9 protein-coding genes are annotated in these 13,784 nt (G+C 67.9%); 4 read left to right on the top strand and 5 right to left on the bottom strand.

Translation table 11 applies throughout. The features are described from left to right. Window positions 1–77: 77 nt before the first annotated feature. Entirely contained in the window at window positions 78–1,760 is a 1,683-nt protein-coding gene (locus RUR49_RS09835) for a methyl-accepting chemotaxis protein (RefSeq protein ID WP_409146175.1), read from the bottom strand. Window positions 1,761–1,977: 217 nt separating this feature from the next. Between RUR49_RS09835 and RUR49_RS09830 the strand changes: the two genes are divergently transcribed. From RUR49_RS09830 to RUR49_RS09815, 4 genes are read left to right on the top strand one after another with little or no spacing between them, the layout of a single operon-like run. Then, window positions 1,978–3,573 carry a peptide ABC transporter substrate-binding protein gene (locus RUR49_RS09830; RefSeq protein ID WP_409146174.1) on the top strand — a complete coding sequence of 532 codons (1,596 nt, stop codon included), beginning with the start codon at window positions 1,978–1,980 and terminating at the stop codon, window positions 3,571–3,573. Between the two features lie 60 nt (window positions 3,574–3,633). Continuing rightward, a complete protein-coding gene (locus tag RUR49_RS09825) occupies window positions 3,634–4,557 on the top strand; it encodes an ABC transporter permease subunit (protein ID WP_409146173.1) in 924 nt (307 codons plus the stop codon). Beyond that, window positions 4,550–5,674: an ABC transporter permease gene (locus RUR49_RS09820; protein ID WP_409146172.1), complete on the top strand. Its 1,125-nt coding sequence runs from the start codon at window positions 4,550–4,552 to the stop codon at window positions 5,672–5,674. Before RUR49_RS09825 ends, RUR49_RS09820 begins: the two co-directional genes overlap by 8 nt. A 2-nt stretch (window positions 5,675–5,676) precedes the next feature. After that, a complete protein-coding gene (locus tag RUR49_RS09815) occupies window positions 5,677–7,290 on the top strand; it encodes an ABC transporter ATP-binding protein (RefSeq protein WP_409146171.1) in 1,614 nt (537 codons plus the stop codon). A gap of 146 nt (window positions 7,291–7,436) precedes the next feature. On the opposite strand, the gene RUR49_RS09810 is transcribed toward RUR49_RS09815, so the two are convergent. The 4 genes from RUR49_RS09810 to clpX form a co-directional block, all read right to left on the bottom strand. Further along, window positions 7,437–7,775 carry an HU family DNA-binding protein gene (locus RUR49_RS09810; RefSeq protein WP_409146170.1) on the bottom strand — a complete coding sequence of 113 codons (339 nt, stop codon included), beginning with the start codon at window positions 7,773–7,775 and terminating at the stop codon, window positions 7,437–7,439. Window positions 7,776–7,930: 155 nt separating this feature from the next. Beyond that, window positions 7,931–10,369, bottom strand: coding sequence for an endopeptidase La (gene lon, locus RUR49_RS09805; protein ID WP_409146169.1), 2,439 nt, complete (start codon window positions 10,367–10,369; stop codon window positions 7,931–7,933). A gap of 283 nt (window positions 10,370–10,652) precedes the next feature. Further along, entirely contained in the window at window positions 10,653–12,218 is a 1,566-nt protein-coding gene (locus RUR49_RS09800; RefSeq protein WP_409146168.1) for an FG-GAP repeat domain-containing protein, read from the bottom strand. Window positions 12,219–12,425: 207 nt separating this feature from the next. Then, entirely contained in the window at window positions 12,426–13,694 is a 1,269-nt protein-coding gene (clpX, locus tag RUR49_RS09795; protein WP_409146167.1) for an ATP-dependent Clp protease ATP-binding subunit ClpX, read from the bottom strand. Between the last annotated feature and the right edge of the window lie 90 nt (window positions 13,695–13,784).

Genomic DNA, 13,784 nt, shown 5'->3' with positions numbered 1-13,784 from the left:
GATTCAAAAGTAGAAGGGGCACACCGCGGTGTGCCCCTTCATTTCCGTCTCGCTGTCTTGGTCGAAGGTCCCGCCCGTCAGGCCGCCTTGAAGTCGCTCACGAAGGTCTCGACGACGCGGCGGAGGTCGCCGGCCTGGTTCGACAGGCCGCCCGACAGCATCATCAGCTGCGCCGAGGCCGCGCCGGTCATCTCGGCCGCCTGGCCGACGCCGGAGATGTTCTCGGTCACCTGCTGCGTGCCCGCCGCCGCCTGCTGGCAGTTCTGGGCGATCTCGGTGGTCGCCGCGCCCTGCTCTTCGACCGCACCGGCGATCGTCGAGGCGATCTCCTTGACGTTGCCGATCACCCGGACGATCTGCGTCATCGACCGCACCGTGCCCTCGGTGGCGGCCTGGATCTCGGCCACCTTGGCGCCGATCTCCTCGGTCGCCTTGCCCGTCTGGGTGGCGAGCTGCTTCACCTCGGCGGCGACGACCGCGAAGCCCTTGCCGGCCTCGCCGGCCCGTGCCGATTCGATGGTTGCGTTGAGGGCGAGCAGGTTGGTCTGGTCGGCGATGCCCTTGATCAGGTTGAGGACGTCACCGATCGCGGCCGCCGACGAGGCGAGCGCGGCGATGCGGCTGTTGGACGCCTCCGCCTCGTTGAAGGCGGTGTCGGCGACGTTGGCGGAGTGGACCACCTGTCCGTTGATCTCGCGGACGGAGGCCGCCATCTGCTCGGAGGAGGCCGCGACTGTCTGCACGTTGGTGGCAGCCTGCTCGGCCGCAGCGGCGACGGCCTGGGCCTGCCGCGAGGTCTCTTCCGCGGTGGCCGACAGGTTCTTGGCGGCGCTCGCCACCTCGCCCGACGACTGGGCGAACCCCTCGGCGAGGGCCTGCATCTGGCCGACGAAGTCACCGGCGAGCTTCTCGCGGCGGGCCAGGGCCTGGCGCTCGATCTCCTCGCGCGCCGCCTGCGCCTGCCGGACCCGCTCCGCTTCCGCCAGGCTGTCGCGGAAGGCGAGCAGCGCGGCGCTCATCATGCCGACCTCGTCCTTGCGCTCCGTGCCGGTGATCGCGATCCCGTACTCGCCGCCGCGCAGCCGGGCCATGGCGTCGACGGTGGCGCGGATCGGCGCGGCAATGAGCCGGTTCAGGCCGTAGGCGATGGCGGCGGCGAGGATGACGATCACGACGATCGACAGGATGACCGAGAACAGGATCATCGACTGGGCGGAGGCCATCGCCGCGCTGCGTGCGCCGAGCAGCGAGCTCTCGGCGTTCTTCAACTCGCCGACGAGCGCGCGGATCTGGTCGAAATTCTGCTTGCCGCGGCCGGAACGCTCGATCTCGCGGGCCGCTTCTTCCGATCCCGGGGTCTTCATCAGGCCGATGGCGGTGCCGGACACCGCAGTCTGCCACTCCTCGACTTCCTTGTGGATCGCGGCGAGCCGCGCCTGCTGTTCGGCGTTGTCGCTGGTCAGCTCCTTCACGCGCGCCCACGAGTCCTCGAAGGCCTTCTCACCCGACTTCAGGGGATCGAGGCTGCCTTCGTTGCCGGTGATCAGGAAGCCGCGCAGGCCCGTTTCCTGGTCGACCATCGACGCCATCATGGCGTCGGTCGCCTCCAGCACCTCGTAGGTGTGGATGGTCCAGTCGACGTTCTTTTCATAGTCAAGGCTGGAATAGAGGATGATGCCGCCCGTGATCAGGTTGGCGATGAGCACCAGCCCGAAGGCCGAGAGGATTTTCAGGCGGATCGACATGTTGGCGATAGACACGTAGGGGCTCCGAGTCCGATGCGAGTGGGTCTTCCCACCGGCCCCTATCGGTTGTGAGGCTTGCCCGAGCCTGTCCGTGCCGCCACCGCGCCGCCGGGGGAGCCCCCGCCTTGCGCCCTCGGCCCCACGCCGGCAGCTTCGTTCTTATCAAACCGCTTCACACCGCCTAGGCTCGCCCCCGGCTGTCGTGGCTGATCTGGATGATGGAGGGTTCGCGATGACGAGGTCCCGGTTCCGCCCGCTGTTCCGCCCGCTCCTGCTCGCCGTGATGGCGCTGTCGCTCGCCGCCGCTCCTGCGCTCGCCGCCGGCACCTGGAACCGCGGCAACTCCGCCGATCCCGAATCGCTCGACCCCCACAAGACCTCGACGGTCTACGAGGCCCACATCCTGCGCGACCTCTTCGAGGGGCTCGTCATGCAGGACGGCACCTCCGACCTCGTCCCCGGCGCAGCCGAAAGCTGGACGGTGTCGGACGACGGTACCGTCTACACCTTCAAGATCCGCGACGACGCCGTCTGGTCGAACGGCGACCCGGTGACGGCGGAGGACTTCGTCTATTCGCTACGCCGCCTGCAGGACCCGGCGACCGGCGCCGAGTACGCCTCGATGCTTTATGTCGTGAAGGGTGCCGAGGAGGTGAACACCGGCAAGGGCAAGCCTGAGGACCTCGGCGTCCGCGCCATCGACGACAAGACGCTCGAGATCACGCTCAAGGCGCCGACGCCCTATTTCCTCGAGATGCTCACGCACCAGTCGGCCTATCCGGTCCACAAGCCGTCGCTCGACACGCTCGGCGCCGAGTGGATCAAGCCCGGCAACCTCGTCTCGAACGGCGCCTTCACGCTCACCGAGTTCGTGCCAAACGACCACATCAAGCTGACGAAGAACCCGACGTTCCACGCCGCCGACACCGTGGCGCTGGACGTCGTCAACTACATCCCGACCGAGGATCGCTCGACCGCCATCAAGCGCTTCGAGGCGGGCGAGCTCGACTCGAACGACGACCTGCCGACCGAGCAGCTCGCGGATCTCCGCGCCAAGTTCGGCGATCAGATCAAGATCGGCCCCTATCTCGGCACCTACTATTACGCCGTGAAGCTCGACAAGGAGCCGTGGGAGAACGCGAAGCTCCGTCGCGCCGTCTCGATGGCGATCGACCGCGACTTCCTCGCCGAGGGGGTCTGGGGCGGCAGCATGATCCCGGCCTACTCGATGGTGCCGCCGGGCATCGAGGGCTACACTCCGGCCACCGCCGACTATGCCGACATGACCCAGCTCGACCGAGAGGACGAGGCGCAGGCGATCCTCACCGAGTTCGGCTACGGCCCGGACAAGCCGCTGAAGCTCGAAATCCGCTTCAACACCTCCGAGAACCACCGCAACACCGCCGTCGCCATCCAGGAGCAGCTGAAGCCGCTCGGCATCGACGTGACGATGGTGAACACCGACACCAAGACCCACTACGGCCTGCTCGAGCAGAAGGGCGATTTCGACTACGCCCGCGCCGGCTGGATCGCCGACTACAAGGATCCGGAATCCTTCCTCGGCATCTCCCGCAAGGCGAGCGGCAACAATTACTCGAACTATGACAGCCCCGCCTTCGAGGCGGCGATGGATGCGGCCGCCGCCGCCGGCAGCGATCCGGCAAAGCGCCTCGAAGAGCTCGCCAAGGCCGAGAAGATACTCGTCGACGATCTCGCGAACATGCCGCTGCTCTATTACAGCTACCACAACATCGTCTCGCCGAAGCTCTCCGGCTGGCAGGAGAACGTCATGGACGTGCATCCCTCCCGCTACATCTCGAAGAACTAGGCAGCGGACGCCGGCGGCCGGTTCCCCCGGCCGCCGCGATCCCCGCGAGGCGCCCGCCCGGTGATCTCCTACGCCCTCCGACGGCTCCTGACGGCCGTGCCGACGCTGTTCGCGATCGTCACGATCTCGTTCTTCCTGATGCGGCTCGCGCCGGGCGGCCCGTTCAGCCAGGAGCGCGGCCTCAACCCGATCGTCAAGGAGAACCTCGACCGCCTGTACCGCCTCGACGAGCCGCTGTGGCGGCAGTACCTCGACTATCTCGGCAACCTCGCCCGTGGAGACTTCGGGCCGAGCTACAACCTGCCGGACTTCACCGTCGCCGACCTCTTCCGGGTCGGCCTGCCCGTCTCGATCGAGCTCGGTGCCTCGGCGCTGATCCTCGCCCTCCTCGTCGGTACGCTGCTGGGCATCGTCGCCGCGCTCCGGCAGAACCGGCCGACCGACTATGCCGTCACCGCGCTCGCCACCGCCGGCAGCACCATCCCGACCTTCGTCGTGGCGCCGCTCTACCAGCTCGTCTTCGCGCTGACGCTCGCCTGGGTTCCGGTCGCCGGCTGGGGCGGCGGCGCGCTCGTCAACAAAGTCGGCCCGATCGTGGTGCTGGCGCTGCCGCAGATCGCCATCGTTGCCCGGCTGATGCGCGCCTCGATGATCGAGGCGCTGACCTCCCACCACGTCCGCACGGCCCGCGCCCTCGGCCTGTCGGAGGCGACGGTGGTGGTGAGACACGCGGTTCGCGGCGCGCTGCTGCCGATCGTCTCCTATGCCGGACCGGCGGCAGCGGCGCTGCTGACCGGCTCCGTCGTCGTCGAGACGGTGTTCGCCATCCCCGGCGTCGGCCGCTACTTCGTCGATGCGGCGCTCAACCGCGACTACACGCTGGTCATGGGCACGGTCGTCGTCGTGGCGGTCTTCGTGATCGTCTTCAACCTCGCCGTCGACCTCCTCTACGCCGTCATCGACCCGCGCGTGCGCCATGACTGAGGCGGTGCCGCTCGCTCCTCCCGCCGAGGCCGGCCGCTCGTTGTGGGCGGACGCCTGGCGGCGCCTGAAGGCGAACCGGGCGGCCGTCGTCAGCGCCGTCTACCTGGTGCTGATGGCGCTCGCCTGCGTCTTCGGTCCGCTGTTCACCGGCCATGCCTTCACGACGATCTATCCGGACTATGTCCGCACGCCGCCGAGCCTCGCCGCCCACCCCTTCCCGGACGAGATCGAGGGGGCGCTCGCCGAAGCGCTCCGGCGGGCGCGCGTCGAGCCGACGGCGTGGAAGCAGCACGGCGGCCGGATCGAGGTGACGGTGACGTCGACGCGCCCGATCGACCCGCGCATCGGCCGCTATCTCGACCGCTCCTCGAGCTTCGAGGGCGCGCAGGTGATCGCCACCGCCCCCGATGGCCTGTCGATGACGCTGTCGGCCGACCTCGAGCGCCAGCGCTTCCTGTTCGGCACCGACAACACCGGCCGCGATCTCCTGACCCGCACGCTTGTCGCCGGCCGCGTCTCGCTCGCCATCGGCCTGCTCGCGGGCCTGGTGGCCGTGACCATCGGCGTCCTCTACGGCGCCGCCGCCGGCTTCTTCGGCGGCCGCGTCGACGAGGCGATGATGCGCTTCGTCGACGTGCTCTATTCGCTGCCCTTCATCTTCCTCGTCATCATGCTGGTGGTGTTCCTCGGGCGGAACTTCATGCTGATGTTCCTCGCCGTCGGCGCCGTGCTCTGGCTCGACATGGCCCGCATCGTCCGCGGCCAGGCGCTCGCCATCCGCCGCCAGGAATATGTCCAGGCGGCACAGGCGCTCGGCGTCTCCCCGTTCGGCATCCTCTGGCGCCACGTCATCCCGAACACCCTCGGCCCCGTCGCCGTCTACATGACGCTGCTGGTGCCGCAGGTGATCATCCTCGAGAGCTTCCTCTCCTATCTCGGCCTCGGCGTGCAGGAGCCGCTGTCGAGTTGGGGCGTGCTGATCGCGCAAGGGGCGAAGAACATCCCGTCGGCCAACTGGCTCCTGATCTTCCCGTCGATCTTCCTGACCTCGACGCTGTTCGCGCTGAACTTCCTCGGCGACGGCCTGCGCGACGCCCTCGACCCGCGGGACCGCTGAGGATGGTCGACGCCACCTCCCTCACGACCGCCGAGCCGGTGCTCGAGATCGACGATCTCCACGTCTCCTTCGCCACCCCGCAGGGCGACGTCCAGGCGGTTCACGGCCTGTCGATGACCATCGGCGCCGGCGAGACGGTGGGAGTCGTCGGCGAATCGGGTTCGGGCAAGAGCCAGGCGATGATGGCAGCGATGGGCCTGCTCGCCCGCAACGGCCGGGCCACCGGCGCCGTCCGCTACCGCGGCCGCGACATCCTCGGCCTGCCCGCCCGCGCGCTCAACGACATCCGCGGCGCCCGCATCGGCATGATCTTCCAGGAGCCGATGACCTCGCTCGACCCGCTCTACCGGGTCGGCAGCCAGATCGCCGAGCCGCTCGTCCGCCATCGCAAGATCAGCTGGTCGGAGGCGAAGGCCCAGTCCGTCGAGCTCCTCCACCTCGTCGGCATCCCCGAGCCCGAGCGGCGCGTCGCCGCCTATCCACATGAGCTCTCCGGCGGCCAGCGCCAGCGCGTCATGATCGCCATGGCGATCGCCAACGAGCCCGACGTGCTCATCGCCGACGAGCCGACGACAGCCCTCGACGTCACCGTGCAGGCCCAGATCATCGACCTGCTGCAGGACCTGCAGGCCCGCTTCGGCATGGCGATCGTCTTCATCTCCCACGATCTCGGCCTCGTCCGTCGCATCGCCGGCCGCGTCGTCGTCATGCGCCACGGCGAGGTGGTCGAGACCGGCCCGACGGCCGACGTCTTCGAGCGGCCGCAGCATCCCTACACGCGGATGCTCGTCGACGCGCAGCCGCGCGGTCGCAAGACGCCCCCTCCCCCCGGTGCGCCGGAGGTGCTGCGGGCGAGGGACGTCGCCGTCGAGTTCAAGCTGGGTGGCGGCCTCCTGCGCGGCGCACCACTCGTCATCCGCGCCGTCGAGGGCGTGAACCTGAGCCTCGCTCGCGGCGAGACCATCGGCATCGTCGGCGAATCGGGCTCGGGCAAGTCGACCCTTGGCCGCGCGCTGCTGCGCCTCGTGCCGTGCGCGGGCGACGTCACCATCCTCGGCCAGCGCCTCGCCGCGCTCGATCCGGCCGCGCTCCGGGCCCTCCGGCGCCGCGTCCAGCTCGTCTTCCAGGACCCGTTCGGCTCGCTGTCACCCCGGATGACGGTGGCCGACATCGTCGGCGAGGGCCTGCGCGTCCATGCGCCGGAGCTCTCCGCCGCCGAGCGCGACCGCCTCACCGTCGCGGTGCTCGAGGACGTGCAGATCGACCCCGCAACGCGCGGCCGCTATCCGCACGAGTTCTCCGGCGGCCAGCGCCAGCGCATCGCCATCGCCCGCGCCATGATCCTCAGGCCGAGCATCGTCGTCCTCGACGAGCCGACCTCGGCGCTCGACCGCTCGGTGCAGAAACAGATCGTCGAGCTGTTGCGCCGCCTGCAGCAGCAGCACGACCTCTCCTACCTCTTCATCAGCCACGACCTCGCCGTGGTGCGCGCCATCGCCGACCGCGTCATCGTCATGCAGCGCGGCCGCGTCGTCGAGGCGGGGCCGACGGAGGAGATCTTCGAGGCGCCGTGGACGGACTACGCGCGAGAGCTCATCGCGGCGGCCATCACCTGAGCGCCGCTCCGTCGAAGATCGGTGCCAGGACGGACGACAACCGTCGCCGGTGAGGTACCCGAAAAAGCGAAGGCTCCGCTCGATGTCTCGAGACGGAGCCCACGCAGATCTCTGATCGCCACCCGCGAGCGGGCGGCTGACGTCGGTCAGGCGTTGACCGAGTCCTTCAGCGGCTTGCCGGAGCGGAACTTCGGCACCTTGGCGGCCGGGATCTTGATCGTCTCGCCGGTGCGCGGATCGCGGCCCTCGGAGGCGGCACGCGAGTTCACGACGAACGAGCCGAAGCCGACGATGCGAACTTCCTTGCCCTGCGCCATCATCGCGGTGATCGCGTCGAAGGTGGAGTCGACGGCCTTGGCGGTGTCCGCCTTGGTCAGGCCGGTCTTCTCGGAGACGAGCGTCACGAGTTCGCCCTTGCCGACGCGCTCGACAGCCGCCTTGCTGGCTTTCGCGGGCTTCGCAGCCTTTGCCGCCTTCTTTTCCATCTGGTTGTCCCTTCTTCCGATCGGGGCTGGGGACACGCAGGTCCCGTCGCCATCGCCCTCTTGGTGAGCGGAATCGTCGGCAAAGGCAAGCCGGAAACGCCCCGGAATCGGGGCGTTTCCTAGGTTTTTTCGGGTTTTTGAGGCGTTCGGCCGCCTTAGTGGGCAGTGATCGCCGCGACGTCCTCTTCCACCCGCTTGGCGCGAGCGGCCTCAGCGTCCGCCTCGGTCCACGAGATCGCCTCCGGCATCCGCACCAGCGCCCGCTTCAGGACGTCGTCCATCCGCGCCACCGGCACGATCTCCATGCCGCTCTTGACGTTGTCCGGAATGTCCGCGAGGTCCTTGGCGTTCTCCTCGGGGATCAGCACGGTGCGGATACCACCGCGCAGCGCCGCGAGCAGCTTCTCCTTCAGGCCACCGATCGGCAGGACGCGGCCCCGGAGCGTGATCTCGCCGGTCATGGCGAGGTCGCGCCGGACGGGGATGCCCGTCATCACCGAGACGACAGCCGTCGCCATCGCGATGCCGGCGGACGGGCCGTCCTTCGGGGTCGCCCCCTCCGGAACGTGCACGTGGATGTCGCGCCGGTCGAACAGCGGCGGCTCGATGCCGAAGTCGATGGCCCGCGAGCGCACATAGGATGCGGCCGCGGAGATCGACTCCTTCATGACGTCGCGCAGGTTGCCCGTCACCGTCATCTTGCCCTTGCCGGGCATCATCAGGCCCTCGATCGTCAGCAGTTCGCCGCCGACCTCGGTCCAGGCGAGACCGGTGACGACGCCGATCTGATCCTCGAGCTCCACCTCGCCATAGCGATAGCGGGGCACGCCGAGGAACGTCTCGAGCGTCTTCTCGGTCACCTTCACCGACTTCTTCTTGCCCTTGGCCTGCACGAGCTCACGCACCGCCTTGCGGGCGAGTGTGGCGAGCTCACGCTCGAGATTGCGGACGCCCGCCTCCCGCGTGTAGCGGCGGATGACGGTACGCAACGCCTTCTCGTCGACCGAGAACTCCTTGGGCGCGAGCCCATGGTCGCGCTCGACCTTCGGCAGCAGGTGGCGACGGGCGATCTCGACCTTCTCGTCCTCGGTGTAGCCGGCGATCCGGATGATCTCCATCCGGTCCATCAGCGGCGCCGGGATGTTGAGCGTGTTCGCCGTCGTCACGAACATCACGTCCGAGAGGTCGTACTCGACCTCCAGATAGTGGTCCATGAACGAGCCGTTCTGCTCCGGATCGAGCACCTCGAGCAGCGCCGAAGACGGATCGCCGCGGAAGTCCATGCCCATCTTGTCGATCTCGTCGAGGAGGAACAACGGGTTGTTCTTCTTCGCCTTGCGCATCGACTGGATGACCTTGCCGGGCATCGAGCCGATGTAGGTGCGCCGGTGGCCCCGGATCTCCGCCTCGTCACGCACGCCGCCGAGCGACATGCGCACGAACTCGCGGCCGGTCGCCTTGGCGATCGACTTGCCGAGCGAGGTCTTGCCGACGCCCGGAGGGCCGACGAGGCACAGGATCGGCCCCTTCAGCTTGTTGGCGCGGCTCTGCACGGCGAGGTACTCGACGATGCGCTCCTTGACCTTCTCCAGGCCGAAGTGATCGGTGTCGAGCACCTCCTCGGCGAGGTTGAGGTCATACTTCACCCGCGACTTGCGGCCCCACGGGATGCCGAGCAGCCAGTCGAGGTAGTTGCGCACCACCGTCGCCTCGGCCGACATCGGCGACATCTGCCGGAGCTTCTTCACCTCGGCGGTCGCCTTCTCGCGCGCTTCCTTGGTGAGCTTGGTCTTGCGGATGCGCTCCTCCAGCTCGGCCACCTCGTCGCGGGCTTCCTCGCCGTCGCCGAGTTCCTTCTGGATCGCCTTCATCTGCTCGTTCAGGTAGTACTCGCGCTGTGTCTTCTCCATCTGGCGCTTGACGCGCGAGCGGATGCGCTTCTCCACCTGCAGGACGGAGATCTCGCTCTCCATCAGCCCGAGCACGCGCTCCAGACGCTCCGAAACGGAGGTCAGGGCGAGCACGGCCTGCTTGTCCTGGATCTTCACCGCGAGGTTCGACGCCACCGTGTCCGACAGCTTGGCGTAGTCCTCGATCTGCGAGACCGCGCCGATCACCTCCGGCGAGACCTTCTTGTTGAGCTTCACGTAGTTCTCGAACTCGGAGACGACCGAGCGCACGAGCGCCTCCACCTCGACCTTGTCGCCGAGGTCGTCCTCGAGCCGGTCGGCGTAGGCCTCATAGAACTCGGCACGGTCGGTGAAGCGGCGCACGCTGGCGCGCGACGTCCCCTCGACCAGCACCTTCACGGTGCCGTCCGGCAGCTTCAGGAGCTGCAGCACGGTCGCGAGCGTGCCGATGTCGAAGATGTCGGCCGGGTCCGGATCGTCGTCGCCGGCGTTCTTCTGGGTCGCGAGCAGGATCAGCTTGTCCGACCGCATCACCTCCTCGAGGGCACGGATGGACTTTTCGCGCCCCACGAACAGCGGCACGATCATGTGCGGGAAAACGACGATGTCGCGCAGCGGCAGGACCGGAACGAGCTCTTCGCCCTTCGGTGCGCCGGCCTTGCTGGTGTCGTTCGACGAAGTCATCGAGTCGTCCTCTCTCAGCGGATCCGGATCGCCTGACAAGTAGCACGATCCGGGCCACGGGGGCCGCCGGCAACGGTTTTCACTGGTGATGAGGCGGGGTGGAAGGAAGGTCGCCGCAACACCGGCGCCGGACCCGATCTCAGACCGGACCGGCCGCGCCGGAGGAAGTTAGCCGATAGGTGGAGTTGCCCCCGGGGGGTGTCAAGATGCGGCTACGGCCGCGGGCGGCTGGCCACAGGCTCCGAGCAAGCTTGAGCCCGCGGCGCGCCACGGGAGGCTGCGCTCACTGGAACCGTTCGGTGCCGAACACCACCGTCGCCGCGTTCCTGCCGACCCCGAGCATCATGATGTCGGCGAGACCATCGCCGTTGATGTCTCCCGGGGAAGCCGCCGTCCTGCCTGTCAGCCATGCCAGATTCGTCCGGGTGAAGTAGATGCCCTCTCCGCGTTGAACCGTGCTCAGCCGGACGACCGGCGCAAAAGCGCCCGGGCGCCCGAACAACAGCAGGCACAGTCCATCGCTGTCGTCGAAATCGAATTTGGACACGCACACCAGCGCGTCGGACCACCCGTCGCCGGTGACGTCCCCGCCCGCGGTCACGGTCCGGTCGGCCGCATTGGCATAGCCGTCGAACAGGAACCGGACGCCCGTCGAGCCATCGACGCTCCCCACGGCGAACTCCTCGCGATCCGCGACCAGGCTGGAGACGAACACGCCCGGGGACGTCGCGTCCGTGGTGAGCGGTCGGACCGGATAGAGGAAGATCCCGGCGCTTGAACCGGCCTGGAAGGCACCGGTTCCGAGCGCGATCGATGCGCGCGGCCCGTCCTCTCCCGTCAGCCGCAGCAGGCGAACGCCGGGCGGCGGATTGGGCAACGTGATCTTTGGCGGCAGCGGCGTCGCTCGGCCGAAGACGATCGCCCCGGGCATCGAGCGCCCGATCGTCAAGAGATCGTCGAAGCCGTCGCCGTCGAAATCACCCGCGCTCGCGACATCCCCGCACATGCGGCCGTCGTCGCGGATTTCGAAGGAGCGGCCGTCGACCGGCGAACCGAGGTCGGTTCCGGAGCCGATGCGGGAGCGGCCGTACAGCACGAAGCAGCGGTTCGTCCTGTTACTCGGTCCTCCCGTCAGCGCAAAGGCGATGTCGTCGAACCCGTCGCCGTTCATGTCGCCGGCGGCAGACAGCCGCGTCGCCACGTCGGGCGAAGAAGACAGGACGACATAGTTGTTCGGCCCCTTCTTCTCGAGATCGATGTTGTAGCGTCTCTGGAAATCCGGCCTTCCAAAGAATATGACAGGCTTCTCCAAACACTCGGCGGGCCAACAGCCTGAATGCGATCGCATGGCGATGTCGTCGAAGCCGTCGCCGTTGACGTCCCCCACAAAGGAGACCAACTCGCCGAGGTACTGCTTTCGGCGGAGGCCCGACAAAACGAAGCCGTTGCTGCCGTCCAGCTTGGACAACTTGATCTCTGCGGGGAACGGCGTCGACGGTCTGCCGAAGATGACGTACACCACACCGGCGTTCTCGACTCCATCCGGCGACGCGGCTGCGGGTTCGCTCATCAGGATGTCGTTGACGCCGTCGCCGTTGACATCGCCGGACCCGTGTCCGAATTCGGGGAAGAATCCCGGCGTCCTCGCAATGATCGAGAAGCCGGCGGGTGGCGCGATTCGGGCGAGATCGACGCGAGGCGCAGGCTCAGCGGTGGCGTGGCCGCCACCGATCAGGATGCCCGCAGCGAAGGCCACGGCGGCGAGCGAAGACAGGGTGGTCGTTTGCCTGCGGCGGGGCCGCGGTTGCGTCGCTGGCGGGCTGATCGACTTCGGTGTCATGGCACGCATGATCGCCCCCAGGCTCCGGGCCTCAGACAACCGGGGCGATGACCGCTTCTGGCGCAGACACCCCCTGCAGGCGGAGCTTACCAGCGATTGCACCGCGGACAATGTCGCAATGGAGCAAAGCTGGCGGGCAGCTGGGTCGTCATCAGACACGCACAAACGAAAAGGGCGGGCCGAGGCCCGCCCATTCGCATGAAGCGGCCGATTCGCTCAGGCCGACGCGGCCGGGGCCGCGGCCTGGCGGTCGGCGTAGATGTAGAGCGGCCGGGCGGAGCCGCCGACGACGTCGCCGGAGATCACCACTTCCTTGACGCCCTCGAGGCCGGGCAGCTCGTACATCGTGTCGAGCAGGATCGCCTCCATGATCGAGCGCAGGCCGCGCGCGCCGGTCTTGCGCTCGATCGCCTTGCGGGCGATCCCCGACAGCGCGTCCTCGTGGAAAGCGAGCTCGACGCCCTCCATCTCGAACAGCCGCTGGTACTGCTTGACCAGCGCGTTCTTCGGCTCGGTGAGGATCTTGACGAGCGACGGCTCGTCGAGGTCCTCGAGGGTCGCGATCACCGGCAGGCGGCCGACGAACTCGGGGATCAGCCCGAACTTCAGAAGGTCCTCGGGCTCGACGCGGCGGAACAGCTCGCCCGTGCGCCGGTCCTCCGGCGCCAGCACCTGCGCCTTGAAGCCGATCGAGGTCTGCCGGCCGCGGTCGGCGATGATCTTCTCGAGCCCCGAGAACGCGCCGCCGCAGATGAACAGGATGTTGGTCGTGTCGACCTGCAGGAACTCCTGCTGCGGGTGCTTGCGACCGCCCTGCGGCGGCACGGACGCGACCGTGCCCTCCATGATCTTCAGGAGCGCCTGCTGCACGCCCTCGCCCGAGACGTCGCGGGTGATCGAGGGGTTATCCGACTTGCGGGAGATCTTGTCGACCTCGTCGATGTAGACGATGCCGCGCTGCGCCCGCTCGACGTTGTAGTCGGCCGACTGCAGCAGCTTCAGGATGATGTTCTCGACGTCCTCGCCGACATAGCCGGCCTCGGTCAGCGTCGTCGCGTCAGCCATCGTGAACGGCACGTCGAGGATGCGGGCGAGCGTCTGCGCGAGCAGCGTCTTGCCGCAGCCGGTCGGGCCGATCAGCAGGATGTTCGACTTCGCCAGCTCGACATCGTTGTTCTTCGAGGCGTGATTCAACCGCTTGTAGTGATTGTGGACCGCGACCGACAGCACCTTCTTCGCCTGATCCTGGCCGATGACGTAGTCGTCAAGGACCTTGCGGATCTCGTAGGGCGTCGGGATGCCGTCGCGCGACTTCACCAGCGAGGACTTGTTCTCCTCGCGGATGATGTCCATGCACAGCTCGACGCACTCGTCGCAGATGAAGACGGTCGGCCCAGCGATCAGCTTGCGCACCTCGTGCTGGCTCTTTCCGCAGAAGGAGCAGTACAGGGTGTTCTTCGAATCGCTGCCGGTGACCTTGCTCATTCCATCGTCCTCGTGCGGCCGCCCGCTGACCGAAGGGCCAGCAAAACAGCTCGGCCGGGCATTCCCGGCAGGGTTCTCGCCGAATCGTTC

Source organism: Pseudoxanthobacter sp. M-2 (genome assembly GCF_046156265.1).
Classification (GTDB): Bacteria; Pseudomonadota; Alphaproteobacteria; order Rhizobiales; family Segnochrobactraceae; genus CAMDHY01.
This window is presented reverse-complemented; position numbering and strand designations above follow the sequence as displayed.